At 61.4% G+C, this 26,895-nt stretch carries 25 protein-coding genes; 11 read left to right on the plus strand and 14 right to left on the minus strand.

The genetic code is table 11. The features are described from left to right. Positions 1-338: 338 nt before the first annotated feature. Both H8K20_RS02625 and H8K20_RS02630 read left to right on the plus strand, forming a co-directional pair. Positions 339-920 (plus strand): TFIIB-type zinc ribbon-containing protein, encoded by a 582-nt coding sequence (locus tag H8K20_RS02625; RefSeq protein ID WP_186487392.1) that lies wholly within the window; start codon positions 339-341, stop codon positions 918-920. Positions 921-1,241: 321 nt separating this feature from the next. Further along, positions 1,242-2,828, plus strand: coding sequence for a leucine-rich repeat domain-containing protein (locus H8K20_RS02630; protein WP_186487393.1), 1,587 nt, complete (start codon positions 1,242-1,244; stop codon positions 2,826-2,828). 285 nt (positions 2,829-3,113) lie between these two features. Here the strand turns inward: H8K20_RS02630 and H8K20_RS02635 are convergent, their stop codons facing one another. From H8K20_RS02635 to H8K20_RS02645, 3 genes are all read right to left on the minus strand, one after another. Beyond that, the gene (locus H8K20_RS02635; RefSeq protein WP_186487394.1) at positions 3,114-3,770 is read right to left on the minus strand and encodes an ABC transporter ATP-binding protein; all 657 of its coding nucleotides are present in this window, start codon (positions 3,768-3,770) and stop codon (positions 3,114-3,116) included. 76 nt (positions 3,771-3,846) lie between these two features. Continuing rightward, positions 3,847-5,403, minus strand: a complete 1,557-nt coding sequence (locus H8K20_RS02640; protein WP_186487395.1) for an ABC transporter permease — start codon at positions 5,401-5,403, stop codon at positions 3,847-3,849. 575 nt (positions 5,404-5,978) lie between these two features. Continuing rightward, positions 5,979-6,782, minus strand: coding sequence for a MerR family transcriptional regulator (locus tag H8K20_RS02645; RefSeq protein WP_186487396.1), 804 nt, complete (start codon positions 6,780-6,782; stop codon positions 5,979-5,981). An 85-nt stretch (positions 6,783-6,867) separates the two neighbouring features. Here H8K20_RS02645 and H8K20_RS02650 point away from each other — a divergent pair, with 85 nt between their 5' ends. Together H8K20_RS02650 and H8K20_RS02655 are read left to right on the plus strand one after the other, a co-directional pair. Then, positions 6,868-7,536 carry a GNAT family N-acetyltransferase gene (locus H8K20_RS02650; RefSeq protein WP_186487397.1) on the plus strand — a complete coding sequence of 223 codons (669 nt, stop codon included), beginning with the start codon at positions 6,868-6,870 and terminating at the stop codon, positions 7,534-7,536. A gap of 336 nt (positions 7,537-7,872) precedes the next feature. Beyond that, positions 7,873-8,346 (plus strand): AraC family transcriptional regulator, encoded by a 474-nt coding sequence (locus H8K20_RS02655; protein ID WP_186487398.1) that lies wholly within the window; start codon positions 7,873-7,875, stop codon positions 8,344-8,346. 344 nt (positions 8,347-8,690) lie between these two features. Here H8K20_RS02655 and H8K20_RS02660 read toward each other — a convergent pair whose 3' ends face one another. Beyond that, positions 8,691-9,734, minus strand: coding sequence for a hypothetical protein (locus H8K20_RS02660; RefSeq protein WP_186487399.1), 1,044 nt, complete (start codon positions 9,732-9,734; stop codon positions 8,691-8,693). Further along, on the minus strand, positions 9,727-10,215 hold the full coding sequence (locus tag H8K20_RS02665) for an RNA polymerase sigma factor (RefSeq protein ID WP_186487400.1): 489 nt from the start codon (positions 10,213-10,215) through the stop codon (positions 9,727-9,729). The genes H8K20_RS02660 and H8K20_RS02665 overlap by 8 nt, the downstream gene beginning before the upstream one ends. 399 nt (positions 10,216-10,614) lie before the next feature. Between H8K20_RS02665 and H8K20_RS02670 the strand changes: the two genes are divergently transcribed. Next, a complete protein-coding gene (locus tag H8K20_RS02670; protein ID WP_186487401.1) occupies positions 10,615-11,121 on the plus strand; it encodes a prolyl-tRNA synthetase associated domain-containing protein in 507 nt (168 codons plus the stop codon). A 605-nt stretch (positions 11,122-11,726) separates the two neighbouring features. Here the strand turns inward: H8K20_RS02670 and H8K20_RS02675 are convergent. From H8K20_RS02675 to nadE, 3 genes are all read right to left on the minus strand, one after another. Further along, complete coding sequence (locus H8K20_RS02675; RefSeq protein WP_186487402.1) at positions 11,727-13,082, minus strand: PFL family protein; 1,356 nt, start codon at positions 13,080-13,082, stop codon at positions 11,727-11,729. 12 nt (positions 13,083-13,094) lie between these two features. Next, complete coding sequence (locus tag H8K20_RS02680) at positions 13,095-13,364, minus strand: ACT domain-containing protein (RefSeq protein ID WP_105203631.1); 270 nt, start codon at positions 13,362-13,364, stop codon at positions 13,095-13,097. A 61-nt stretch (positions 13,365-13,425) separates the two neighbouring features. Beyond that, entirely contained in the window at positions 13,426-15,177 is a 1,752-nt protein-coding gene (nadE, locus tag H8K20_RS14165; RefSeq protein WP_186487403.1) for an NAD(+) synthase, read from the minus strand. 440 nt (positions 15,178-15,617) lie between these two features. On the opposite strand from nadE, the gene H8K20_RS02690 reads away from it, so the two are divergent. From H8K20_RS02690 to ispE, 4 genes are all read left to right on the plus strand, one after another. Further along, positions 15,618-16,097 carry an Lrp/AsnC family transcriptional regulator gene (locus H8K20_RS02690; protein ID WP_164998104.1) on the plus strand — a complete coding sequence of 160 codons (480 nt, stop codon included), beginning with the start codon at positions 15,618-15,620 and terminating at the stop codon, positions 16,095-16,097. A 35-nt stretch (positions 16,098-16,132) separates the two neighbouring features. Further along, positions 16,133-17,266, plus strand: coding sequence for an aminotransferase class I/II-fold pyridoxal phosphate-dependent enzyme (locus H8K20_RS02695; RefSeq protein WP_207721501.1), 1,134 nt, complete (start codon positions 16,133-16,135; stop codon positions 17,264-17,266). An 81-nt stretch (positions 17,267-17,347) separates the two neighbouring features. Continuing rightward, positions 17,348-18,529: a DUF362 domain-containing protein gene (locus tag H8K20_RS02700; RefSeq protein WP_186487404.1), complete on the plus strand. Its 1,182-nt coding sequence runs from the start codon at positions 17,348-17,350 to the stop codon at positions 18,527-18,529. A 21-nt stretch (positions 18,530-18,550) separates the two neighbouring features. Continuing rightward, complete coding sequence (ispE, locus tag H8K20_RS02705; RefSeq protein ID WP_186487405.1) at positions 18,551-19,432, plus strand: 4-(cytidine 5'-diphospho)-2-C-methyl-D-erythritol kinase; 882 nt, start codon at positions 18,551-18,553, stop codon at positions 19,430-19,432. A gap of 186 nt (positions 19,433-19,618) precedes the next feature. Here ispE and H8K20_RS02710 read toward each other — a convergent pair whose 3' ends face one another. The 5 genes from H8K20_RS02710 to H8K20_RS02730 form a co-directional block, all read right to left on the minus strand. Continuing rightward, positions 19,619-20,002: a GNAT family N-acetyltransferase gene (locus H8K20_RS02710; RefSeq protein ID WP_207721443.1), complete on the minus strand. Its 384-nt coding sequence runs from the start codon at positions 20,000-20,002 to the stop codon at positions 19,619-19,621. A 47-nt stretch (positions 20,003-20,049) separates the two neighbouring features. Next, positions 20,050-20,400 carry a GNAT family N-acetyltransferase gene (locus tag H8K20_RS02715; RefSeq protein WP_475600691.1) on the minus strand — a complete coding sequence of 117 codons (351 nt, stop codon included), beginning with the start codon at positions 20,398-20,400 and terminating at the stop codon, positions 20,050-20,052. 30 nt (positions 20,401-20,430) lie between these two features. Continuing rightward, positions 20,431-21,030 carry a sugar O-acetyltransferase gene (locus H8K20_RS02720; protein ID WP_186487407.1) on the minus strand — a complete coding sequence of 200 codons (600 nt, stop codon included), beginning with the start codon at positions 21,028-21,030 and terminating at the stop codon, positions 20,431-20,433. Between the two features lie 283 nt (positions 21,031-21,313). Beyond that, a complete protein-coding gene (locus H8K20_RS02725) occupies positions 21,314-22,687 on the minus strand; it encodes a neutral/alkaline non-lysosomal ceramidase N-terminal domain-containing protein (RefSeq protein WP_243206257.1) in 1,374 nt (457 codons plus the stop codon). 155 nt (positions 22,688-22,842) lie between these two features. Beyond that, positions 22,843-23,124 (minus strand): CD3324 family protein, encoded by a 282-nt coding sequence (locus tag H8K20_RS02730; RefSeq protein ID WP_154865779.1) that lies wholly within the window; start codon positions 23,122-23,124, stop codon positions 22,843-22,845. 365 nt (positions 23,125-23,489) lie between these two features. Here H8K20_RS02730 and spoIIR point away from each other — a divergent pair, with 365 nt between their 5' ends. After that, positions 23,490-24,104, plus strand: coding sequence for a stage II sporulation protein R (spoIIR, locus tag H8K20_RS02735; protein WP_186487409.1), 615 nt, complete (start codon positions 23,490-23,492; stop codon positions 24,102-24,104). Positions 24,105-24,221: 117 nt separating this feature from the next. Then, positions 24,222-24,785, plus strand: coding sequence for a biotin transporter BioY (locus tag H8K20_RS02740; protein WP_186487410.1), 564 nt, complete (start codon positions 24,222-24,224; stop codon positions 24,783-24,785). A gap of 91 nt (positions 24,786-24,876) precedes the next feature. Here H8K20_RS02740 and H8K20_RS02745 read toward each other — a convergent pair whose 3' ends face one another. Continuing rightward, complete coding sequence (locus tag H8K20_RS02745) at positions 24,877-26,835, minus strand: elongation factor G (protein WP_186487411.1); 1,959 nt, start codon at positions 26,833-26,835, stop codon at positions 24,877-24,879. Positions 26,836-26,895 lie beyond the last annotated feature (60 nt).

A 26,895-nucleotide genomic window follows, 5' to 3' on the forward strand; every position in this document is an offset into this window, starting at 1 on the left:
CCCCGCTTTTGCCAAACTCAATACTACTCCTTTTCCCGGGGTTGTGCAATGTGTAACCACCTGAATTTGGGGGAGAGGGACCGGCCTTTTTTGGGCGTATTCCATAACGAAACGGTAAAAAAACTGTACAGATATTTTAAAGGGGGAGGGCTGTATTGGCCTTGTAGAGCCATAAAAAACTGATTGCAAATGAATGGGTATAGAAGTATACTTTTTTTAAATGGAAGTTTTGGCAGGAGATGGGCGGTGTAATCGGCGCTTTTGCGGATCTTGCAGGCATTTTTCTGCCTGGTGCGCTGCCGCTTTTTTAGAGGAAGAGAGCCGAAGGAGGGACCGGGATGGAAGACACGGTTTGCACGCGCTGCGGGGCGGTGATGCGTTATGATGGCCGGGAGGAGGTGCTGCGCTGCGATTTTTGCGGCAACTGGCAGCCGTGTAAACGACAGCCGGTAAGACGGCAGGCGGCCAGAGAGGAGCCATTTAGGCAGGAGTCGTACAGAGATGAGCTGTTTCGAGAGGAGCCGGTGAGAAGGCGGCCGATCGAGCGGCGCCCCCCAGAGCCGGCAGAGACCGCCTACGTGCCCGAGCGATATACCTATGCCCCGTCGCCGGTACAGATCTACACGGCGCCGGCGGCCCCTACCCGCCAGCAGGTGGGGGAGGAGCACCGCCGGGCGCTGCGCCGCTGCCAGATAAGCCTGATCGCGCTGGCGACTGCACTGGCGCTGCCGGCTCTGCTTTTTATCATCGCAGTGGTGCTGGAGCTGTTTGCATCCCACCAGGCGTCGGAAATGCTGCTGCTCATTGTGGCGATATGGGCCGTGATCGCGGTGCCGCTGTCCCTTTTGGCGGGCCTGCCGATATTTATTTTTAACGCGCTGCGGGTGCGAAAACTGCGTCGGCAGCTGGCCTCGCTTTAGAGGGCTGTCGGCCGCCGGCTGTGTTGCAGAGTGAATTTGTCACAAAAAGTGCTGTCTGCTTGTGGCAGGATATCTAAAATATGACGGCGATCATTGAATGCCGTGGTAGAAGGTGCTATACTCGAATGTATAGAGCTCTCTTGGCTTGGCGGCTGTGTGTGCAGCCTTTATGCCGAAAACAGGTCTGCTTGGGGCAGACCTGTTTTTTACAGCGATCAAAAAAATACCCGCTCTTTACTGTTTGACGGTGGCCCGGCGGGAGAGCAGAGACCTGCGCGGCGGCGCTGCCGCGCGCAAAATCGACAGTAGAGGAGCAGGAAGATGAAAAGTATCAAGACCAGACTACTGGCCGGGCTCACCGCAGCGGTGCTGCTGGCGAGCGTGTTTGCCGCGGCGGTACCGGCTTATGCCGAGGAGCCGACGCCGCCGGCCCAGGAGGTAAAGACCGAGGGCGACTTTCAGTATGTGGAAAAAAGTGATGCCGTAGTCACGCTGGTGGGATATACCGGCAGCGAGACCCATCTGGTAATACCGGAGAAACTGGGCGAAAAAAGGGTGACGCATATAAACTTTGCCACGCCCAACGATCAGGTGACCGCGTTGACGCTCAACCGGCAGGGCGGTACCGGCTTTGATGAGGGGATCCGCACCATCTCGAACAACCTGCAGAGCATAGAGGTACAGGAGGGGAGCAGCCTGTACCTGAGCATCGACGGCGTGCTGTACCTGAGTGGCCATGATGACGAGACGAAGCCAGAACAGCTGGTTTATTACCCGCCTAAAAAGGCCGATAAGAGCTTTGCGATACCACAGACCGTTACGAGCATCTACGAGAGAGCCTTTACCGGCGCCTGCTACTTGGAGGAAGTGACCATTCCCGCCGGGATAGAGTACATAGAGACCTCGGAGAATGATAAAAACGGTTACTTTGACGGCTGCAGCAGCCTAAAAGCCATTCATGTGGATAAAGGCAATGCCTGCTATCTCGATGTGGACGGCGTACTGTACAGAAAAAGTGGCGGCGAGAGTGCGATACTGCTGCGCTACCCGGCTAAAAAGCCCGGGACCGAGCTGCGACTGCCGGACAAGACAGAGGTGATCATGCCGGAGGCGCTGAAAGGCAGCGCGGTGACCGATATCTACGTGACCAATATGGCGATGAAAATTTTTATGCCGCAGACGGTGACCGACCAGCCGGCGGTGACCGTTTACGCACCGGAGGGTTCGATCGTGGCGCAAAAGGCCGCTATCTATATTGTAGCGCCGCACAAGTTTGTGCTGATCGCCGGCGAAGTTCCCGACCCGGACCCCACGCCGGACCCGGACCCGCAGCCACAACCCGATCCCCAGCCGCAGCCTGACCCCCAGCCGCAGCCTGACCCGGCGCCCAGCACCGAGCCGGTGCAGCAGACGCTGATGGCGGACAGCGAGATCATGTACATGTATATAGAGGCCAACGTGCCGATGGGGACCAAGGCCCAGCTGCGTGCGGTGCAGCAGGGGCCGGATTACGAGCGGATGTTGGCGATGAGCAGGGATCTGGACGCCAAGCTGGCCCTGGTGGATCTCTCGTTTGACCTAAACGGCAGCAAGATCCAGCCGACGGGCAGCACCACCTTAAAGATCCCGCTGGCTGAAGAGGCGGTTGCCTATCACTACCTGGTGTACCGCATAGACGAAGACGGGCAGCTGGTGCAGGTGCCCTGCGCGGTAAAAGACGGCCACCTGGTCATCACGGCGGACCACTTTAGCCTGTACGCAGTGCTGTATGCCGACCACGCACTGACCGGCGGCGACAGCCCCGAGACCGGCGACGGCAGCGCCCCGCTGGTGCAGCTGCTGGTGGGCGGCTCGGTGGCGCTGTGCCTGCTGGCGGCCGGGGCCGTTAAACGGCGTCAGCGGGTGTAGATACCCGATAAAATGATGGTGAAAGAGCAAAAAGAGGCGGATATCCGCCTCTTTTTTTCGTATAAAATGGACCGCGTACAGACTGTGTGCTGACCGTGTGCAGACTTTGTGCTGACCGTGTGCGAGCAGACGCCGGCTACAAGGGGCGGGGCGGCCGCCTGCCGCCACTGGGGTAAGCTACAGGCGGTACGGCTGTCGGCAGATACCTGCCGGCACGGGCGCGGGGAGGAGTGTGGGGCTGGCAGTGGATAACTGGTGGCCGGTGGAGGGCGGATGTTGGAGGGCCTATTGCAGCGGCGCCAGCTTATACAGCATATCTACCTGGCGGGCCACGGCGGGGGAGTGAGTGACGATGATGACGCACTTATTTTCGCGGTGGGCCAGCTGGGTGAGGATGGCCATGACCTGATCCTGCGTTGTCTCGTCCAGATTGCCGGTGGGCTCGTCGGCCAAAATGACAGCCGGATCGTAAGAGAGCGCCCGGGCGATGGCTACCCGCTGCTGCTCGCCGCCCGAGAGGTGCAGCACCCGGCGGTCGGCTTTTTCGCGCTCGATGCCCACCTTTTGCAGCAGCTTTAGGGCGTGGCCGCGGTAGTCGCGGTACTGTTTGCCGGAGATGTGCATCGAGAGCACGATATTTTCGGTGGCGGTGAGGCTGGGCAGCAGGTTGAAGCTCTGGAACACCACCCCCACATCGCGGCTGCGATAGCGGTAGCGGTCGCAGGCGGCCAGGTCGCGCCCATCAAACAGCACCCGCCCGCTGGTGGGCAGAGTGAGCCCCGACAGCAGCGACAGCAGCGTGGTCTTGCCGGCGCCGGAGCGGCCGACGATCCCGTAGACCGACCCGGGAGAGAACTGGTAGCTGATATCGCGCAGCACCTGCACCCGCTGCCGGATACCGGTATAGCTGTAGCCCACCTGATCGAGTTGTAGTATGCTCATATGTCGTATCGCGCCGCCGCAGATGTGGCGGCGCGCCTCCTTTCGCGGTAGAGTAGTGCCCCGGCGGGGGCGGTGACTAGCGGTCGGCCAGTATCTGCAGCGGCTCGTAGCGCATGATGAACACGACGCCCACCGCCGACGAGACGATCGAGAGGGCTATGCCCAGCCCCAACAGCTGCAGCAGTACCTGCAGGTCGAGCGAGGCGTTTACCTGGTCGACGTAGTCGGCGGCCCCCTGTACCATGCCGCCAAAGCCGCCGGGCGCCCCGCCGGGCATATCGCCGCTGGCGGCCGCTGTGTTTTTGTCCGCGCCGCGGCCGCCCATATCACCGGGCTGCTGTATGCTCTGGCTGGCACTGCTCTGCTGGGCCGAGAGCAGCGCATTGCCCACCGGCACCGAGGCGACGGCGCCGATACCGGTGCCGATGATGAAGCTGGCCACGGTGACGCAGAACATCTCCAGCACGAACTGCAGCGCCACCTTGCTCTTTTTCATGCCGATGGCGGTGAGTACCCCCACCTCGTATTTGCGCTCGCGGATGGTGAAGATGCCGAACACCACCAGAATGACGGCGCCGATGGCCAGCACCACCAGCAAAAACCAGCCGGCAAAGTTAGAGAGGTTTTCCAGCGGGGTCAGGCTCTGCTCGAAGCGGCTGATATCGGACGACTGCACAGTGTAGTCGTCCGGCAGGCCCAGCGCCCGGACCTGTTCCTCGAACTGCTCGTAGTGGGCGACGTCGGCAAAGTAGTAGGTGCCGGCAGTTTGGCTGCGCAGGGCGGAGGTGGAGGTGATGCCGGTGTCGGCGTCGGTAGAGGTGGTGGCCCGGCTCGCGGAGTCGGTACAGATCTGCTGCAGCGTGGCAAAAGAGGTGATGATCTGGTTGGCCGGGTCGGACGCGGTGGAGAACATGGGGCCCATCTGGCCGCTGTCGCTGCTGCTGTTTTGGTAGATGCCGGTCACGGTGAGCGCATAGGTCTCGCTGTCGGCGCTGGGGTTTTTGAGCGTGATGGTATCGCCCACGGCCAAGCCGTTGAGGGTGGCCAGCTCGCTGGAGATGAGACAGCTGTTGTCGCCGGCGCTAAAGTCGGGCAGCTGGCCGCTGGTGAGCGCCAGCGTGCCTTGCTGGTAGCCGGAGATATCGCCGGCGTCGGTGTAGCCGGAGACGGTGAAGTCGCCCTGGACCCCCATCTGGCCGCGGCCGCCCATCCCGCCGGGCATATCGCCGCCCTGCCCGCTGCCGGACTGTTCGGCGGCGCTGTCGGTGGAGAACGGCTCCAGCTCACCCGCGGCCGAGAGCGAGCTGGAGATGGTATAGGTGAAGCGCTGCACACATTCGGCGGTGGCGTACAGCTCGAGCTGCTCTAAGGATAGATCCTGTGCACCGGAGAGCGCCTGGCGCATATCTTCCCCGGACTGCTGGCTCCTCTCCATCATGCCCTGACGGTCGACGCTGATCTGGGCGGTGATGGCGAGGTCGGCCAGGCCGTCCTCTTTGGCGGTGACGGCGGCCTGTCGGATGCACAGGGCGATACAGCAGGCCACGGCGATGACCCCGGTGATGATGCCGATGAGGATGCTGCGCCCCTTGTAGCGGGTGATGTTGCGCATGGCGTTATGAAAAATATACATAGACGGGGGTTCCTCCTTGTATAGTCGATACAAAGAGCATAGCCCGGCCAGTTGACCGCATTTTGTATAGCAGGTGATGGACGGGTGAACGCCGTGCTTATTTTGCATGGGAGAGCGCGGGTCGGCACCGCCGGTGGGCGGTAAGCGGCGTTTCGGCGGCGCCGGGGTGCGGGGCGGTATGGCGGGTACCGCTCGCGGCGGCGCGGGTGGTCAGGGGCGGGGGGAGCACTTTACAGCGTCGTTGAGGGCACAAGCAGGACAGCGGGCAGTAGGCGCCGTAGCGGGGAAAAAGAGGACGGGTACAGGGCTGCTGATGGGGGTGTTGGGGAGATGTTGGGGGAGTTGGAGGGGTGAAGGCGGGGGTGGGAGACCGCGCGGTGCGGGCGACAGACGGCGGCTGGGTGGGGCCTTGCCGCCGGATGGCGATAGATAGCGCATGGGCCGGCAACGCGCGCGGTAATAACGGGGCAGCGGCGCGGGCAAACAGGGCCGCTGGGGACAAGAGCCCATGGCCGGGGGAGCAAAAAAAGGGCCCGACCGCTCTCGGTCGGGCCCAGGGGCGCGGTAGTGGGCAGCTAGGCCGGCGCCACCGCGACGGTGACCCGGGTGACATACTGGCTCATATCGGCGATGGCCAGCTCGTTGAGGCCCAGTTCACAGGCGTATCCTGTCAGCTTGAGGTGGTTTTCCCGGGAAAACTGCAACATCTTATCGTAGAGGCGCGGCAGGCCATCCCAGTCGCCCACCCAGTAGCCGCAGAGGTAGTCGCCGGCGGGCAGCACCAGCCGCCGACTGCTGCGATAGCTGGCGGGCACCGGCACGAACAGCCCGTCGTAGACCGAAAAATCGCCCCGGTATACCTTGTCGGCGCTGATATAGCTGCCGAACCCGGTCTGATACTCGTCGGCCTGCCACAGCTGCCCCAGGATGGCGGCCGCCTGGTGGGAGTCGTCACCGGGCATGGGGGCGGTGAGCAGATAGGTGGCGGGGCACTGGACCAGCTCGACCTGGCCGCTCTGTACCCGGCGGCAGGTGTGGAGCATCTCTTTTTTCTGCTGTAAGATCTTTTTGGCGCGGCGCAGCTTTTTGAGCTCCTCATCGATCTGCTGCAGGCGGGCGTCGGCCACCTGTAAAAAGGCGTCGGCGCTGGGGTGCTGACGGTAGGTCCTGATCTCGCTCAGCTGTACGCCCAGCTCTTTGAGCATGCGGATGTGCCCCAGCTCGATGGTCTGCTGGGCGTCGTAGTAGCGGTAGCCGTTCTCCCCCTTATAGCTGGGGGAGAACAGGCCGATCTGGTCGTAGTAATGCAGTGTGCGGCGGCAGAGACCGTGCAGGTCGGCAAATTGAGCGGTCGTCAGCCGCACCGGATATTTTTTCATGAAAATTCTCCTTGACTTTACAGCTACTGTATACTTTATGCTCCTAGTATACCCCAGAAAGGGGTAATAGAAAAGGAGCGATACCATGCGACAAGAAGTAATACTGCGGGCGCTGCAAAAAAGCGATCTGGGCGCCATAGAAGATATCATCCGCCGCGCCTGGCACTACGACGACCTGGCCGGCCCCGACACTGCCCGGCAGCTGGCAGCGGTGTTTTTGCGCAGCTGCCTAAAAAACCAGACCTTTGTGCGGGTGGCGGCGGTGGACGGCGTGCCGGTGGGGGTGATCATGGGGCGCAGCGACCGGTCGTACCGCTGGCGGCTGCGCGAAGCGGCGGGGCAGGCAGCGGCAATTCTGCGGCTGCTGGCAAGCCGGGAGGGGCGCGCGGTGTCGCGCATCTTTCGCAGTGTGGACAGCATCGACCGGCAGTTGCTGGCCCCGCGGCGGGCGATGTTTCAGGGCGAGCTGTCGTTTTTTGCCGTGCGGGAAGACTGCCGCGGCCTGGGCGTGGGACAAAAGCTGTTTGACGCGCTGCGGACATACATGAGCCGGGAGGACGTGCAGCGGTTTTACCTGTTTACCGACACCAGCTGCAACTACGGCTTTTACGAGCACCAAGGTATGCGGCGATGCGCCCGGCAGGACCACATTTTTGACATGGGTGGCCGCCGGGAGGAGATGCACTTTTTTCTGTACAGCTCGCCGCCGGCAGAGCAGTGGGAAAAAGCGGATGAAAAAGCTGGTGCGCGGTAGGCGCGGCGGCCGCAGTAGAGCGCACAAAGCCACATAGGGGACAGGCGGGACTTACCGGATAAGACCTTTAAAAAGAGCGGACGGCAGGAGCGCTGTATGTCGCCCTGACCCGCCGCGGGGCGGATCGCACCGGCACAAAGCAGCAGGCCCGAGCGGTGCGCTGTGCCGGGGATGCCGGGCGGATAGAGGGAGGCTGCCGGCACGGCGGGCAATACCGGCGGCAAACCGACCGCCTACCGGCCAGCCGACGGGCTAAAACGAGTTTTAAAAATGTGTTTGCAAAACATTTTATAGGGTGGTAGTCTCAGCTTATCCCATGTGAAAAGGAGTGCAGACATGAAAACATTTATAGAGGAGCTGCCCGCCCAGCCGGTGGTGTACATGCGCCGTACCGGCCCCTACGGGGAGGAGAACCGGGCGCTTATGCAGGCCATGAAGGCGTGGCTGCACGACCGTGGGCTCTGGTGTGCGGGCGGGGTGCTGTATGCTGTGGCCCGGGACGACCCCGCCGTTACCCCACCGAAAAAGTGCCGCTACGACGTGTGCTATGTCGCCCGGAGTGAACTGGCGGATGTGGCGGTGCGCCGCGGCACTTTGCCGGCGGGGCGATACTTGGTCTGTGAAATTGCGCATACCGCCGCTGCGGTGGGGCAGTTTTGGGGGCAGGTCGGCACTGCCGCGGCGGCTGTGGGGGAACAGCTCGATGGGAGCCGGCCGATCTTGGAGCGGTACCCGATCGCGCTGGTCGAGGAGGGGAGGTGCCAGTTCTGCCTACCTGTGTTTGCCCGCGGCACCGGAGATAGAGGGTAGGGGCGCTCTGCCGGGCATACCGCTGCTGCCGACGGTGGAAAAACGGGTGACGATTTGAGACTTGAGTGTACAGGTGTGAAAAGCGGCTTTCCGTATAGCACCTGTCCAACAGGGACATTTGAAAAAGGATATTTTTGGGCGTATTCGGCTGTGGGACCGAGTGCAGAGGATAGCCGATGGGTAAGGACGGATTTTACTTATACCTAAATACAGCATACAGCCACCCCGCGAACTGTTGGAGTTTGTGGGGTGGCCTGCTTGTGGAGACCGCTCGGTCATGCCTGGCCGCTCTTGTAGGCGCATATTGCTTTTTACAGTGCCCAGTTCAGTGCTCAGTTACTCTGTCAGGTCAGAGGAAAGGTGACCCTCCAGTTTCCTTTTGTCATCCTATTAGAAGTTATAAAGTCACCATGTAACGTGTACTTTGAAATTTCACTTTGCGGGATATCGAAAACATAGTTGTAATAGTCGATCCGCTCGCCTCCATCGTCGTGATCGACAAAATTGAAACTGTAGTTGCAATCTATTTGATCGCCAGTACTGTCTTTTAAATAAAAGGACCCATAATTGCCTTTGTTCAGATTGTCGACAACCGCTGTTTGAATATGAAGTTTTCCCTCAATGTAGCCAATACCTGTTAGATCAATGCCATCTACAGGAAATTCTTTCATGGGCGAAGACGGGATCAGGGCGGCGGGGTCTTCTTCATCAAATTGCCCGCAATCCACTTTGCCACTTCCGGTGATATTTGAGACGTTTTGAGTGGCTTGTGCGGCGGTAACAGATGAGAGAGATACAGGGATTTTGATCTCATCATATACTTGTTTGTGACTCAGAAATTCCTTTACTGTAAAGGTGATCTTGTCACCCGTAATGTCTCTGTTTTCCGCTCCCTCAATAGTAATTAAAAATGTTGCTGTTTTTGTGCGGTCATCATACCCGATACGCTCACAATGTGCGGAGCTGTCGAATGGACAGTTTATGGAATAGCTATCAAATAAATCTGTGGTCGCATCGATGCGGTCTCCTGTTCGGTCTTGCATGGTTATGTAGATCTCTGCCACATGACCATGTATATAGGCTGACACCACTTCCATTTTTATACCGCTGTCCTCGTCTGATCTTTGGACAGGCATAAAAAACTGTGCGATAGTCGGGGAGACAGCATACATGAGTTCATATACCGGTTCTACCGCTGCAGCTAAAGCTGGCATTGCAAGTGACAGACACAGACAGACCGAAACCAGTGCTACTACTGGTTTGCGGATCGCATAAAGTGTATGGTGAGATCTTTGCTCTATTTTTTTAGCCTCACGGATCGTGCTCTGCAGCAAACTTTTATCGGGGCGCACCTGCTCGTTGAGTTGACGATACTGCTCTCTAAACACAATCTTCCTCCTTCATGGATTTTTTTAACATAGCTCTTGCTCTGGTGAGCTGCATTCTCACAGCCGAATTTTTGCGATGCAGAATAGCACTGATTTTTTTAAGTGGCATATTTTCGTAATAGAATAGATGGACGACTTCACGATATTTTGGTGGCAATCGATTCAGTTCGGTGTGGAGATCGATGCTTTCTCTGGTTTCAAATACGATCTCATCGCAGAGCTCCTGTGTGTTTTTATTCCACAGGGAGCTCCAAAAACTGTTGGAACAATTTATCGTCACTCGTATGAGCCATGCTTTTCGATGTTCTTCATCTCTAAAAACCGGTCTCTTTTTCACATAGCGGAAAAAGACTTCTTGAAAGACATCATCGGCATCGTGCTTTGTTCCTGTTCGAGCAAAAGCAAGTCGATATACCATATCGGAATACTGCTTAATTACTTTTTCAGTGCAATCATTCGTACGCAATGATCGCTGTTCCATACATGTACCCCCCCTTCTACTGATAACACCGGTGAGAGTTTTAAAATGCTACACAAAAATAAGAAAAATAGTATTAGTTTTTATGCTGACCAAAAGCCTTGAACTGTGAAAACTCCTGCAATTACATGATTTTTCATCTATTAGGACACTTATAAAAGTAATAATTTTGACGCTTTGATGCCCAAATGGTGCTCAGATTTCTTATAGAGATATAAAACGATAGGGGCAGCTGTAAAAAATATCGCACTATGCGGGGGCGAAAGCACTCGTTGCTTTTATCCTCTTGGTTACCATATAAGCAGGGGCAGACGAACTTGTCAGCCGAAAATTATAGAAAAGTCAAAATACAGGTGATATAATGCAAGCATATAAATTTTGATCGGCAGGCAGGATGGATTGATGAATAAGCAACAAATATACGATTATTTAAGACAAGAAAATATTTGGCATGAGATAACAGAACACGAAGCAGTTTATAATATGGCTGAACTATCAAATATTGAGGTACCTTATCCAGAATATGATGCGAAAAATCTCTTTGTCCGTGATGATAAGAAAAGAAATTATTATCTTATTACCGTTAAAGGAGATAAGCGAGTAGATTTGAAAGAGTTTCGTAAAAGCAACAACACAAGAGCATTATCTTTTGCATCGGCTGATGATTTAATGGATATTATGGGATTGATACCTGGAGCAGTAACGCCTCTTGGGTTGTTGAATGATTCCGAATGTAAGGTGACACTATTTTTAGATAATGACTTTATGGATGATTCGGGTTTGATAGGTGTTCACCCAAATGATAATACGGCAACAGTTTGGCTTAAAGCAAAAGACTTAATGAAACTTATTCAGAAACACGGAAACACGGTAAATACCGTGCAGATACAAGCCACAGACAAATTGTAATTTGCACGATGGTTTGGGGTATTCCCAGTAAGCAAAAATCACTTTTACCGTCGCATACGAGATAGTGATTTCTATGGAAAGGATACCCTTTTTCTATGCTTGCTACGAAATTTTTCACCAAGGAATGGAAGGGAAAGGACAACTATTTAATAAAAATGTTACGCAGATAGAAGGTGTTTTCGTAAGAAAAGCCATAAACACCTTGTCCTATCAGTTTCGATGTCTGTAAAGCCTTTGTTCACAAAGTGTTGGCGGGTTTTAACCGCTTGCCATCTATATCAAATACATAATTCATGCCTTCTGTACTGCTGTGACAAACGCCGGAAATTATTTCCATACCGGTATAGCGCATCACCGCCGACCTGAAGGAGCAGTTTGATCGGTGCCGACCTGTATTGGCGAAAATGAGATGTAGAGATATGCGCGGGGGAGATCGCCCAAACGGATGGCGCGCCCGAAAAGTTGGCGAGGTGACAAAAAAGCGAGGTATCCCTATTTCAGGGAGACCTCGCTTTTGCCGTTTTTTACTGTCTGCCGTACCGGCAGAGGCTTTTTGTTTTGGGACTCGGCCGCTATGGGGCGGCCAAAACAGTTTTGGAGAGAGATCAGTTTTTTAAGCTCTGCAGCGGGGCGGGGATACGGCCGCCGCGGGCGATCATCTTCTCGGCTGATTTACTGCCCACCGGCATGACCGGGCCGCTGCCAAGCAGGCCGCCAAATTCCAGCTCCTCGCCCACCTTTTTGCCGATGGCGGGGATGATGCGCACGGCGGTGGTCTTGGAGTTGACCATGCCGATGGCCGCCTCGTCGGCGATGATGGCGCTGATGGTGGCCGGGGTGATATCGCCGGGCACCACGATCATGTCAAGCCCCACCGAGCACACGGCGGTCATAGCTTCCAGCTTTTCCAGCGTTAGGGTGCCGGCCTTGGCCGCGGCGATCATGCCGGCGTCTTCCGATACCGGGATAAAGGCGCCGGAGAGCCCGCCCACATTGGAGGAAGCCATGACGCCGCCCTTTTTCACCGCGTCGTTGAGCATGGCCAGCGCGGCGGTAGTGCCGTGGGTGCCGCACTGCTCGAGACCGATCTCCTCTAAGATGTGGGCCACACTGTCGCCGATGGCCGGAGTGGGCGCCAGCGACAGATCGACGATGCCGAAGGGAACGCCCAGCGCTTCTGCCGCCTCGGCCCCCACCAGCTGGCCCATGCGGGTGATCTTAAAGGCGGTCTTTTTGATGAGATCGGCCACGTCGGTGAGGTCGCCGCCCTGCATTTTGGCCAGGGCCGCCCGCACCACTCCGGGGCCGGATACGCCCACGTTGATGACGCAGTCGGGCTCGCCCACGCCGTGGAAGGCGCCGGCCATAAAAGGGTTGTCCTCCACCGCATTGCAAAACACCACCAGCTTGGCCGGGCCGATGCAGTTTTTGTCGGCGGTGACCTCGGCGCTCTTCTTGACGATCTCGCCCATCATCTTCACCGCGTCCATATTGATGCCGGTGCGGGTGGAGCCCACATTGACCGAGGCGCAGATGTGCTCGGTCTGGCGCAGCGCCTCGGGGATGGCCTCTATCAGCTCCATGTCGCCGGGAGCGAAGCCCTTTTGCACCAGCGCCGAGAAGCCGCCCAAAAAGTTGACGCCCACCGTGCCGGCCGCCCGCTCCAGCGTGAGGGCATATTTGACCGGATCACCGCCGGACACCGCCAACACGTGGGAGATGGGGGTGACGGAGATGCGCTTGTTGACGATGGGGATGCCGTACTTGTCCTCGATCTGCTGGCCGACTTTTACCAGGTCTTTGGCGCGGGTGGTGATCTTCTGGTAGATCTTTTCGCAGGCGCGGTCGATATCGGCGTCGGCGCAGTCCAGCAGGGAGATGCCCATGGTGATGGTGCGGATGTCCAGGTTCTCCTGCTGGATCATCTGTATGGTCTCTAGTATCTCGCTCGTACTCAGCATGGTCGGCCCTCCCTATATGCGGTGCATCGAGTTGAAGATATCCTCGTGCATCAGGTGGATCTGCAGATTCCGATCCTGCCCCAGGGCAGTCAGCTGGGTGCGCAGGTCAGACAGGTCTACGTTGCATTTGGAGATATCCACCACCATGATCATGGCGAAGTACCCCCCCAGCACCGACTGGGTCACGTCTTGCACATTGGCGTTTACCTGGGCGCACAGCCCGCTGACGGCGGCCAGAATGCCCACCGTGTCTTTACCGATTACAGAGATGACAGCGTTCACAGTATGTTCCTCCTATTTTCCTATCTGTTTTATAGTGGATAAGGCGGGGCGGCAGCGGGTGCTAGAGTTCCTCTACCGCGTGTAAAAACAGCTTGGCGCTCATGTCGCCGGGCATTTGAAACTGCAGCGTGTGCAGGCACACCTCGGTGAGGATGGCGCTCTCGGGCGCGGCGGCGCGCTTAAACTGGCTGGCGAAAAAGCGCCGGTAGAAGAGCTGCAGCTTTTCTTTGATGTAGTCGGCGCTGTAGTTTTGCGAAAAGGCCACACAGGCGTAGTAGTACAGTTTTTGCGGGTGCATGCCGTACTTTAAGTGGTAGTAGAGGATAAAGTCGAGCAGGTCGTACTCGCCCAATATCTCCTCGGTCTTCTGGCTGGCCTCGCCGGTCTCGTCGGGGGGCAGCAGTTCGGGGCTGACGGGGGTGTCTAAAATGTCCTGCACCACTTCGCCGGCGCCGTAAAAGCGGTCTTTTACCCGGCCGGCCACCTGCCGCACCACCGTTTTGGGCAGGCAGATGTTGACATTGAAGTTGGCCAGCGCATCGCCGCCAAAGGTGCAAAAGCCCAGCGCCGCCTCGGACAGATCGCCGGTGCCCACCACGAAACCGCCGACAGTGTTGGCGATGTCCAGCGCGATCTGGGTGCGCTCGCGGGCCTGAGCGTTTTCGTAGGTGATATCTTTTTTCTGCCCGTCGTGGCCGATGGCGGTGAAGTGCACCTGCACGCTGTCTTTGATGGGGATCTCGCGCAGCGCACAGCCCAGGGCCGAAATCAGCGCCTTGGCGTTTTGGTAGGTGCGGCCAGTGGTGCCAAAACCGGGCATGGTGATGGCGGTGATGTGCTCGTGGCCCAGCCCCAGCCGATCGCAGGCGCCGGCGCACACCAGCAGCGCCAGAGTAGAATCCAGCCCGCCGGAGACGGCGATGACCAGGTTTTTGATGCCGGTGTTCTCCATGCGCACCGCCAAACTCTTTACCTGCAGCGCAAACAGCTCGTCGAGCTGCTCGGGGCGCAGGATGTAGGGGTTTTGGCGCAAGGGGCGCATCAGCGTGCGCTGCCCCTCTACCGGCTGAGTGTGGCAGGCGGCCTCGAACGAGGCGGGGGCGCTGCCGGCGGCCAGTATATCGAGGTCGATATCGACACAGCTCACCGGTGGGCCGTCGATCTCGCGGCCAAAGTCGAGCAGCTGGCCGCTCTCGAACACCGCCGTCTGGGGCTCGAACACCCAGGGGGACGACGAGCCGCCCAGCCCGCCCTGACACAGCGCGACACAGATGCCCAGCGCCGCCGAGACCTCTTTTATCTGGCGCAGCACCCGGTCACTGTAGCCCAGGATACAGGGCTGGCAGGCAGGCAGCAGCAGGATCTGGGCGCCGCTGCGGGCGATATCGCCGGCGTGGCGCACCAGCTGAGCGGGGTCGCAAAACAGCACCGCCGCCCGGCTGCCGGCCAGCGTAAAGGTGAACAGGCCCGCCGCGCTGTCGGCGCGAAATTGGCCCAGCAGCTGCCCCGCCTGGCAGATGTAGCAGCTCTCGCCGCCGCCGTCGGGCAGAGTAAAGAGCACGGCGCTTTTGATCATGGCGGTCTTTGACAGCAGGTAGGGCAGCAGCTGCTGGCCCTGCTCGGCGATGAGACCATTTTGGAAGACAGAGCCCAAACTGCCGCCGGTAAAGCTGTGGTGGGGCAAAAAGATCAAATCGGGGCAGTGCTGCTGCGCCAGCTCGGCGATGCGCTCTGCCGCCTGCTGTGCGCCCAGCCCCAGATCCGACTGGTCGATGGGGGCTGACAGAGCACAGATACGGACATTGTTTTGCACGGTACAAGGTCCTCCTGACATCTTGATATGGCCGCCGGGCCAAAGCGCGGCGGCGCTGCGCGGGGGGCCAGCCGATACCGGCCACAACGGCCGCAGCTGCCCTGCGCTACAGATAGTTTATTATAGCATATTTTCACAGCGCACTGAAAGAAAAACCGCGTTTTTGCCCCTGCTTGCCAGAATATGGCGATTTGCATAAAACCCCGCCCCAAACAGCCGGACCGGTACCACAGCTTGGCGGAGACGGCACCGTCTGGCGCGCGGCGGGCGGCGCCCCCGGCACAGTGGGCAGCGGCGGGCGGCAGTTGGCAGCAGCTGGCAGCAGTGGACACTTGTATATGACTTTACTTTTGTTTATAATGGTAAGAACCGGCGGCCCGGAGCCGTGGGCCCGGCGGCCGGCAAAAACAAAAAATACAGAGTTGAAAGGAGCGTTTTGCATGGACAAACTTTTGCGGCTGCTGCGCAAAGAGGGCGCGATGGAACCGGCCCAACTGGCCATTTTACTGGGGGAAGAGGAGGCGGCCGTGGCCGCGCGTCTTCGCGAGCTAGAGGATCAGGGCGTCATTATGGGCTACCGGGCGATCCTGGATTTTGAGAAGACCGGCGAGGACCATGTGGAAGCGCTGATCGACTTAAAAGTGACCCCCCGCAAAGACTGCGGCTTTGACTACGTGGCCAACAAGATCGCCCAGATGAAAGAGGTGGAGTCGCTCTACCTGATGAGCGGCGGGTACGACCTGTCGGTCAAGGTGGTGGGCAAGACCTTTCAGGACATCGCCATGATGGTGGCCCGCAAGCTCTCGACCATCGAGGGGGTCACCGGCACCAAGACCCATTTCGTGCTCAAGAAATACAAGGAGGAGAACGTCCTCTTTAGCACCGAGAAAATCGACGAGAGGGGACTGACGAACCTGTGATAAGCTACGACCAGATACTCTCGGACAAGGTGAAGATGGTAAAGCCCTCGGGCATCCGCAAATTTTTTGACCTGGCCAGCGAGATGGAGGGGGTCATCAGCCTGGGGGTGGGGGAGCCGGACTTCGACACCCCCTACTCGGTGCGGCAGGCCGGTATCCGCTCGCTGGAGCAGGGGCGCACCTACTACACCGCCAACAACGGTCTGATGGAGCTCAGGGAGGGCATCTCCCGCTACCTGCAGCGCCGCTTTTCGCTCTCCTACGCGCCCAAAGACGAGATCCTCGTCACGGTGGGCGGGTCGGAGGCCATCGACATCGGCGTGCGGGCGCTGGTGAACCCCGGCGACGAGGTCATTATCCCCCAGCCCAGCTTTGTCTGCTACGAGCCCATCGTGCAGCTGTGCGGCGGGGTGCCGGTGATCATCGAGACCAAGGTGGAGGACGAGTTTCGCCTGACGGCCAAGGACTTAAAAGAGAAGATCACGAGCAAGACCAAGCTGCTCATTTTGCCGTTTCCCAACAACCCCACCGGGGCCATCATGCGCCGCGAGGACCTGGAGGAGATCGCCCAGGTGCTGCGGGGGACCGATATCTGCGTGCTCTCGGACGAGATCTACGCCGAGCTGACCTACGGCGGCGTCAAGCACACCTCCATCGCCCAGCTCGACGATATGTGGGAGCGAACCCTGCTGGTGGGCGGCTTTTCCAAATCCTACGCCATGACCGGCTGGCGGCTGGGCTATGTGTGCGCGCCGGCGCCCATTGTCGCCCAGATCAAAAAGATCCACCAGTTCGCCATCATGTGCGCCCCCACCACCAGCCAGTACGCGGCCATCGAGGCCATCAACAACTGCGACGAGGAGATCGAGGCCATGCGCGACGAGTACGATGCCCGCCGCCGCTTCATCGTCGACGCCTTTAACAAGATGGGGCTCGACTGCTTTTCGCCCCGGGGGGCGTTTTACGTGTTCCCCTGCATCAAGTCTACCGGCCTGAGCTCGGCCGCGTTTTGCGAGCAGCTGCTGCAGGCCAAAAAGATCGCCGTGGTGCCGGGCGACGCCTTTGGCGCCTGCGGTGAGGGGTACTTGCGGGTGAGCTATTGCTACTCGATCAAGCACCTGAAAAAAGCAGTGGAAAAGATCGGTGAATTCATCCGCGAACTGGGCTGAGCCCGGCGGGGGATAGGCCCGGCAGGCCGGTGCGGTGGCACCGGCTTTGTTTGTGTAGCAGAAGAGGTAGAGGGAGGCCCTATGGACAAGAGAGATACGGTGGCGGTGCTGCCCTGCCCGCAGTACGAGCGGGCGGCGGTAGGTGAGACGGTGGAGCGGCTGCTCGGCCTGTTGCCGCGCGACGGGCGGCTGGGGCCCCACAGCCGGGTGACCGTAAAGCCCAACTTGCTGATGAAGCGCGCGCCGGACGCGTACACCACCACCCATCCGGAGGTGGTGTACGCGGTGATATGCTGGCTAAAACAGCAGGGCGTGCGCCACATCACCATCGCCGACAGCCCCGGCGGCCCCTATACGAAACAGGCGCTTATGGCCATCTACCGGGCCAGCGGCATGGAGCGGGTGGCCGCCGAGACCGGCGCGGTGCTCAACCTCGACCTCGGCTCGCGGGAGATAAAGAGCGCCGGCAGCGGCCCGGTGGGCAGCTTTACGGTGATAGAGCCGCTGTGCCCGCGGGAAAAAGACAGCGGCTGCGACTACATCGTGGACATCTGCAAGCTCAAGACCCACTGTATGACCACCTTGTCGGGGGCGGTGAAAAACATGTTTGGCAGCATACCCGGGCTGCTCAAGCCGCGGATGCACTACCGCTACCCCCAGGTGGAGGACTTTGCGGGGATGCTGGTGGACCTCTGCCAGACGGTGACGCCGCACCTGGTGGTGGTAGACGCCATCGAGACCATGGAGGGGGACGGCCCCTCCAGCGGAGACAAGCGGCAGCTGGGCCTGCTGCTGGCCGGCGTGAGCCCCTTTGCGGTGGATGTGGCGCTGTGCCGGCTGGCCGGGTTTGCGCCCGAGCAGGTGCCCACGGTGCGCCTGGCCGCCGCGCGGGGGCTGTGCGGCGATGATATCGAGGTGGTGGGCCAGCCGCAGCTGCTGTGTGACCGGCAGCTGAAACTGCCCCGGTCGGCATCGGTAGACTTTACCGGCCGGCTGCCGGGCTTTTTGCGACCGATGGCCGGCAAGGTGCTGACGGCGCTGTTTGCCCCCCGCCCCAGGATCGATGTGCGGCGCTGTATCGGCTGCGGCAAATGCGCCGAGAGCTGCCCGCCCCAGACCATCCGGCTGGTGCCCAGCAGCAGGGGGCGGGGCAAAGAGGTGGCGGTGATCGGCCGCAAAGACTGTATCCGCTGCTACTGCTGCCACGAGATGTGCCCGGTGTCGGCCATCTCGGTCTCGAAAAACCTGCTCACACGGCACTGATGGCACTAGGAGGAGAGAGCGATGGACAAGACCCTGCGTTTGCGCGCTTACGCCAAGATAAACCTGGCCCTGGATATCGTGGGCCGGCGGGAGGACGGCTATCACCTGATGGATATGGTGATGCAGTCGGTCTCGCTCTTCGACGAGGTAGCGGTAGAGCGCACCGGCGGCAGCATCGTGCTGGCCGGCGACGAGACCGCTATGCCGCTGGACGGGCGCAACATCGCCCACCGGGCGGCGGCGGCCTTTTTCGCCGCCACCGGCCAGCCGGTAGGCTGTCGTATCGAGATCGAAAAACACGTGCCGTCGCAGGCCGGCCTGGGCGGCGGCAGCGGCGACGGGGCGGCGGTGCTGGTGGCGCTGGATACGCTGTGCGGCACCCATCTGGGCACCGAGGAGCTGCGGCGTATCGGCGCCGGGGTGGGGGCAGATATCCCCTTTATGGTGGGTGGCGGCACCGCCCGGGTGGGCGGCATCGGCGAGCAGATCGAGCCGCTGCCGGCCATGCCGGCGTGCTACATCCTCATCGCCAAGCCGCAGGTGGACGTGCCCACCGGCTCTGCCTTTGCCGCCTTTGACGCGGCGCGCGACCCGCAGCGGCCGGATACCGGGCGCTGTGCGGCGGCGGTGCGCCGGGGCAGCTACCAGCAGCTGTGCCGGTCGCTGGGCAACGCTATGGCCGGCGACTGGCTGCCGCCGATCATTGAGGAGACTCGCAGGAGGCTGCTCTACCTGGGCGCCGACGCCGCCTGTATGACCGGCAGCGGGGCGGCGGTGTTCGGCCTGTTCGAGCGGCGGGGTCTGGCCCAGCTGGCGCTGCGGCAGCTGTGTGACGCCGGGGTGCGCAGCTGGCTGTGCCGACCGGTGGCGCAGGGGGTTGAGCCGGCAGCGGGCGGCCGATAAAAAGAAAATGAGCGGTACTGCACAGGGGAGACCCTGAGCGGTGCCGCTTTTTTGAGTGTGGAGCGTGCGGGGCCCCATCCCGCCGGGATGGGCCGGGCGGGATGGGGCGCCCGGTGCGGCTGCTGCCGCCCTGTCGGCTTTTGAGCGGGCCGGTAGAGACCGGTGCCGGGAGAGAGGACTGCCCGGCTATTCCCGCTTTTGTATGGCGTAGGATTGCAGGCTTTTTTGACAGCCGTTTTTTTGGTAAAAAGCCTCGGCCTGCGGCTGCGCACCGAAGTAGAGCATGGTGGGCGTGTGCGCCTTGGCCAGCTGCAGCAGCCGGCTGCCGATGCCCCGCTTTTGGTAGGCCGGCAGAACGAGCAGTTCGGTGATGGTCCCGAAAAAGTAGCCGTCTGATAAAATGCGCAGACAGCCCACCAGCGCCTCGCCGTCGCGGGCGGTCAGGTTGATCGTTTTGCGCAGCGCCGCCCGGGTCAGCTGCAGGTCGTACTCCCCGGGCCAGACCTGGTTTACAAAAGAGATGAAATCCGCGGCACACAGCGCGCGGTCGTCCGCCTGGTAGGTGATCATCTTCGGTACCTCCCCCTAAAAAGCAGGAGCTCTACAAGCCGGGACCGCTACTGGCGCTCACACACCCAGAGCTCGTGGTAGATATCCCGGCCTTCAGCCCACTCGTTAAAAAATTCGCTCTCTATCTTGTGAAAACCAAATTTTGCGTACAGGTGTCGGGCCGGCTTTAGGATATCGAGTGTGCCGAGCGAGATGTGGGTATACCCCTTTTCACGGCAAAAGTCCATCGCCGTTTTGAGCAGTCTGCTGCCCAGCCCCTGACCCTGCACATGTGTGTCCACCCCAAACCAGCGCAGCTGTGCCCGGTCTGTTCCTCTTTTGATCATGGCAATATCTCCGACGATCTGCCCGTTTAGTTCGGCTATCCACATCTGGCTGTGGCCAGCGGTAGCCTCTATTTGCCAAACACCGTATTTTAGATAAGGTTGCTACCGCTGTGGCTGCCAGAGCGGGTATTTTTCCCGGTCGGCCGGCGTGATGGGCCGCAGCACCCGGCAGGGGCTCCCCACGGCGATCACCCCCGAGGGCAGGTCCCGGCTCACCACGCTGCCTGCCCCGACGACGGTGTCGTCGCCGATACACACCCCGGGCAAAACGGCCACGTTGGCGCCAAACCACACGTTGTTGCCCACGGTGATGGGCCGCGCGATCTCCAGCCCGCTGCTGCGCTGCTGGGCGTCTAAGGCGTGGCCGGCCGTTGAGAATACACAGTTGGGGCCGATAAACACGTTGTCGCCAAAGGTGACCGGCGCGCCGTCCAGGATGGTGCAGTTGTGATTGGTGTAAAAGTTTTCCCCCACGGTGATGTGAAAGCCGTAATCGCAGTAAAAAGGCGCGGTGGCGACCGGCTCCCCCTTGACCGACCCCAGTATCTCACGCAGCAGCTTGGCCTGCGTCTGGGTGTCGGAGGGGCGGCAGCAGTTAAAGGCGTGGCACAGGTCTGCGCATTTGGTCCGCGCCGCGATGATCTCGGCGTCGTGGTTGGCGTCGTACAGATAGCCGCTCTGGGCTTTTTCCCACTCGGTCATATCGTCTCCTTTACTCGCTTGAGCGCCGCTCGGGCGCCATAGATGAAGTACGCCTATTTTACCACAGCCCGGCCGATGGCGCCACCACTTTTGCCCCCGATCGCCGGGCTGTGCGCGACCGGCGGCCGCCCCTCTGAGAGGTCGGTGGGGGCCGGCTTTTGGCTCAATGGAGGACTGCCCGCGACCCGGTTGCTGGCAACCTGCCGGTGCCGATATCCGGCAGACACCGGCGCACAAAAATAGCCCCGGCAGCACACTGGGCGCCTTGCCGGGACCGCTTGTATCAGGTGTTGGCAGATGGCTCTGTAGATGGCTGAGGCGGCAGCGGGCCGCCGGCTCTCAGCGCCCGCCAGCAGGCGGCGGCGCGGACGGCCAGCCGGTGGCCGGTATCGCGGTCCAGCGGCATGACCCGCCCGTGATAGGGGTAGTACAGCAGCATAGACCACAGCACCTCGTATCCGCCGCGATCGTACTCGGCGGCGTCGGGCAGGTAGCCAGAGCAGCCGCCGGTGTAGCCGCCGAAAAACAGCAGTTCATCATCGGCCAGCTCGGCTGCCTCCAGCGCCAGCTCACACATGGCCTCACAGATGGTGCCGCACAGGCAGCCGCCGTCTATCTGCAAAAACTGCAGTTCTACCGGGGTGTGCTGCACGGCGACCCCCGACCGGCGCAGCCGGGCGATCTCGGCGCGCCAGCCCGCGGCCGGCACCTGGCCCATCGTCCAGGCCTCGTCGGCGATAGCGCGCTCCTGCTGTGGGTCGGGCACCGGCGAGGTACAGTCGAGCCAGTCCGAGACCATGCGCACCACCTGCAGCGGGCGCAGCGGCAGCGCGGTCACTGCCGGCGCCAGCGCCGCGGCCACCGCAGCAGCCATCCGTTCCAGAGCCGCCAGCGAATCGCGCTCGATCTCCAGCATCAGCTGTGGGGTGCGGGCCAGCGCCGCTTTTTGCAGCGGGTGGGTCTCGAGATAGTTTGCCCGATGCCAGCGAAAAGCGGGGCGGATATTGCCGGCCGCCCCCTGGGTGACGAGAACCTCGGCGCCCAGCTGTGTCCCCAGCTGCCGCCGCACAGCGCCAAAATAGTCCGGCGAGATGCGCCGATTCTCCCAGGTGAGCACGTTGGGGTGGGCGGTGAGGCGTATGAGCAGCAGGTCGGGGCGGCCGGGGCGCGCCAGCTTGAGCGCCCCAATGCGGTCGTCGACGGGGCCGTCACCGCGCCGGTTTTGGCCGATAGCCGCCCGCACCACCGCCCAGGCGCCGGCGGCGGGGGCCAAGTCTTGCAGCGCCGCCCGGGCGGCGCCGGATACCTGGCGGCACAAAAAGCGGTAGTAGGCGGGCGCGGCGGCACAGTCGGGGCCGGAATGGGTGTGGCTGCAGCAGAGCATCACCTGACTGCGCGCGCAGCACAGCAGCTGGGCCAGCTCGTCGCGCAGGCGGTCGCCCAGCTGCTGGGTGAGCCCCAGCAGGTCCAGCGTTACCAGGCAGCAGCGGTCGCCGTCCTGGTCAAACAGCAGCACCTGGGCGACCAGGGGTTCCAACACGCCGCGGGAAGTATCGTCCTCCCGGGCAAAGCCGATGAGCTGTACCGGCATAGTGGGGGTGATATCGGCGGCGGCATAACCCACCTGCACGGCGCCGGTAGGGGTGTGGGCAGTCATCAAAAGTACCTCCTGTCATGTGCTGAGACCAGTATAGCACTGCCGGTGGCCCTGCGGGCTGCACCGTTTGCCGCGGCAGTATTTGGTGCACAAAAGAGCAGGCGGGGCCGCACTAACCCCGCCTGCTCTTTTGATACGATCTGAAAGAATGCCGCTCAGCGCCCGCCGCGGGGCTGACCGGCGCGCTCCAGCGCCCGGTATACCGCCCGCACCGACAGCGCGTACTGCGCCGCCAATGCCCGCACCGAAGTGCCTTGCCGGTACAGCGCCGCCAGCTGCCGGTCCCGTGCCGCCAGCAGCGCCCGGGTGTTGGTCCCGCTGCCCCAGGGGCGGCGGCCGGTGGCGGGCACGTACAGGTACCCGCCCTGTATATACTGCTGCAGCGCCGCCAACAGCGGCGGCGGCAGCACATCTTTGGCGTTTTGATAAGCTCTCATATTTTGCGCGCTCCCTGCCTATTGCGTGGATATCGGATCTGGCAGGGGCCGACGCCGGGCGGCAGTTACTCCACACAGACGCCGCCCGGCGCTGTCCCCGTGTGGAGGTAGCTGCTGTTGTCGCGCTTTTTGTTGTCCTCTGGCCGCATGGGTCGTCTCCTTTTGGCGGGGCCGCCGGGCGGCCGCTGATGGGGCGGCACCGGGCCGCCTGTCTACCACTTCTATTATACGGTGATCCGGCGGCGCTGCCAAGGGGGTAGAGGGGTCGCGCCACATGCCATATTTTTCCACACATAAACTGCATACGCCGGGGAATGGCCGCCCATACTCGTGGTACGACGAGATCAAAAAAGGAGCGATTTCCCATGAAAAGAAGACCGGGTAAAATAGAGTGGGTGCTGGCCCTGACGCTGGTACTGTGTTGCCTGTACAGCGCGGTGTACGCCCAGTCGGGCGCCGAGCAGAACATCCGCCAGAACACGGTGCGGCTGCACATCTTGGCAAACTCCGACAGCGAGCGCGACCAGGCCCTGAAGCTGGCGGTGCGCGACGAGCTGCTGGCCCGCTCGGACGAGTGGTTTGACGGTGCCGCCAGCAAAGAGCAGGCCCTGCAGGCGCTGCGGCAAAAGCTGCCCCAGATCGAGCAGATCGCCGGCGAGGTGCTGCGGCAAAACGGCTGTGACCTGCCGGTGCAGGCCAAGATCGTAGAGATGGATTTTGCCGCCAAGGAGTACGAGGACACCGCCACACTGCCCGCCGGCACCTACGACGCGCTGCGGGTGATCATTGGGGACGGGGCGGGCCACAACTGGTGGTGCGTGATGTTCCCGCCGCTGTGCGTGCCCACCGCCAGCGAGCAGACCACCCTGACCGTATACGGCGAGGACGGCGCCAAAGAGGTGGCCCCCGGCGGCACCATCCAGGTAAAATTCAAACTGGCCGAGTGGTGGCAAAAGCTCACCGGCCAGGAGGAGCGCTGATCCCCGGCGCACAGCCTTGTAAACCTTTGCTTAAAATATAGTTGACAATACCGGCGGCAACAGCTATACTAGCCTTGTTTACCAGATGTAAAATTTAGGTTGACAGGAGCGAGAGAAATGACTTCTGCGAGAAGAGGTTCTGTACAAAAACTGGTGCTCTGCGCCATGATGGCCGCCATTACCGCCGTGTGCGCCCAGGTGGCTGTCCCCATCGGGCCGGTGCCCATCAATCTGGCCATGCTGCCGGTGTTCGTGGCCGGCGGCCTGTTGGGGGCCGGCGCCGGCGCCGTGAGCCAAACGGTGTACCTGCTGGTGGGCCTGCTGGGGGTGCCGGTATTCTCGGGCTTTTCGGGCGGGCCGGGCGTGGTGGTGGGCCCCACCGGCGGCTACATCGTGGGCTATATCGCCGCCGCCTGGCTCACCGGGCTGCTCGTCGGCCACCTGGCCGTGAGAGAAAACGGCAAGCTGCGGGTGCCGGTGGTGGTGCTCGCTATGGCAGCTGGGCTCGCCACCTGCTATGCGCTGGGCACCGCCTGGTTCTTGGTGGTCACCGGCGCCGGGCTGTGGTACGCACTGACAGTCTGCGTCATCCCGTTTTTGGCCGGCGACGCGCTGAAGATCGCCGTGGCCACCCTGCTCGTCTGCCGGCTGCGGCCGCTGCTGGCCCGCACCGGACAGTGAGCGGTCACCCCCGGTGCCCGATCGTAAAAAGAGAGCTGCGGCCCATGCCGCGGCTCTCTTTTTTTCGCTCTATCTCGGGTATTGGCGGCGGTCAATCTTTTATGTGTATCATGGCCGGCACCTGGTCCCACTTTACAGCATAGCCGGCGCCTTTGGCACAGAAGATCGAGTCGGAGGTGTTCTCGGTATCGCGCACCTTGTCGTAGCCGATGGCGTCGATGATGGGGCCGGGCTCGGGCACCGGGCGGTAACTGTCTACCTGCAAGCTCATGCTGCCCTGGCCGCCGGTGTAGGCCGCCAGCTGCGGCGGGTAATCCATAAACCCGGCCACCGGGCACAGCCCCTGTACCTGCGCGTCGCCGCCGGCGGTCTCGGGCGGCAAAAAGCTGCCCCCCACCTTTTGCACGTCGGCCAGCAGGCGGCCCAGGTGTGCGGCCGGCAGCTGGGCGGTAAAGCGGTATACCGGCTCCAGCAGAACGCTCTCGGCCTGCTCCAGCCCCTGGCGGATAGCCCGGTAGGTGGCCTCGCGAAAATCGCCCCCCTCGGTGTGCTTGAGGTGGGCCCGCCCCCGCAGCAAGGTGATATGCACGTCGCACAGCGGCGAGCCGGTGAGCACGCCTTTGTGGGTGCGCTCAAAAACGTGGGTGCGCACCAGGTTCTGGTAGTTTTTGTCCAGCAGATCCAGCGGGCAGGCGCTCTCGAAGGTGATCCCGCTGCCCGGCGCCCCGGGGGCCAGGCGCAGGTGTACCTCGGCGTAGTGGCGCAGCGGCTCAAAGTGGCCGTAGCCGACCACCGTGTTTTTTATGGTCTCGCGGTACAGTACCCGGCAGGGGCCAAACGCCACCCGGGCGCCAAAGCGCGTGCTGAGCTGCCCGGCCAGCACCTCCAGCTGGATGGGGCCCATGATCTGCAGCTGCAGCTGTTCCAGCTGGGGGCTGTACTGCACCCCCAGCAGCGGGTCCTCCCGTTCCAGCAGGCGGCACAGCTCGGCGGCTCTTACCAGCGGCAGCCCGTCTTGCGGCAGCACCGCTACCTGCAGCGCCGGGGTCACGGTGGGGGCCAACGTGTCGGCCACCCAGCCGACACCGTCGCCCGGCCCGGCCCGGTGCAGGCCGGTCACCGCCACCAGCTGCCCGGCGGTGGCCTGCGGTACACTGTGCGACTTTTCGCCGCTGAATAGCCGCAGCTCTCCGCATTTTTCCTCGAACTCGCCGTGGGCGGTGTGCAGGTACAGGGGCTGCCGGGGCCGCAGCGTGCCGCTCAAGAGCTTGATGAAGGTCAGCTGGCCGCGGGTGGGGTCGCAGCGCACCTTTTGCACCCGGCCGCCCAGCGGGGCGCTCTCGTCGTGGCTGGTGGCAAACAGCAGCGCCAGCCCATGCAGCAGCGGCTCGATACCCGTGCCCTGCAGCGCGCTGCCGCAAAAGCAGGGCCGCAGCGCCCGGCTCTCTGCCAGCTGCCGGGCGGCGCACAAAAAGTCGTCTCCGGTGGCGGTGCCGTCAAAGTAGCGCTCCATCAGCTGTTCATCCAGCGCCGCCAGCTCCTCGCGGGCAGTCTCGCTCAGCGCGCCGTCGGCGGCCAGGCTGGTGCAGTCGACCACCGCCCCGCCAAAGGCCTGCTGCAGCGCCGCCCGCACCGCCTGGGGGTCGGCCCCCGGCCGGTCGCACTTGTTTAAAAAGTAAAAGGTGGGCAGCCGGTATTTTTGCAGCAGCCGGCACAGCGTGCGGGTGTGCCCCTGAATGCCGGCGGTGCAGTCGACGAGCACCACCGCGCAGTCGAGCACCGCCAGCGCCCGCTCGGTCTCGGCGGCAAAGTCGGTGTGGCCGGGGGTGTCGACCAGCGTGAAGTGCTGGCCCTGCCACGAAAACTGGGCCTGGCCGGAAAATATGGTGATACCGCGCCGGCGCTCCTGCTCATCGCAGTCTAAAAAGGCGTTTTGGTGGTCCACCCGGCCGCGCCGGCGCAGCGCCCCGGCGGCGTAGAGCAGCCCCTCACACAGGGTGGTCTTGCCCGCGTCGACATGGGCCAGCACCCCCACCACTTTTTCCATCATGCAGCGCCACTCCTCCCATCCCGCCGGCGCCCGGCCGGCAGGGTAAAATGCTGCAAGTAT

This window comes from Neobittarella massiliensis (ex Bilen et al. 2018) (assembly GCF_014269355.1).
Classification (GTDB): Bacteria; Bacillota; Clostridia; order Oscillospirales; family Ruminococcaceae; genus Neobittarella; species Neobittarella massiliensis.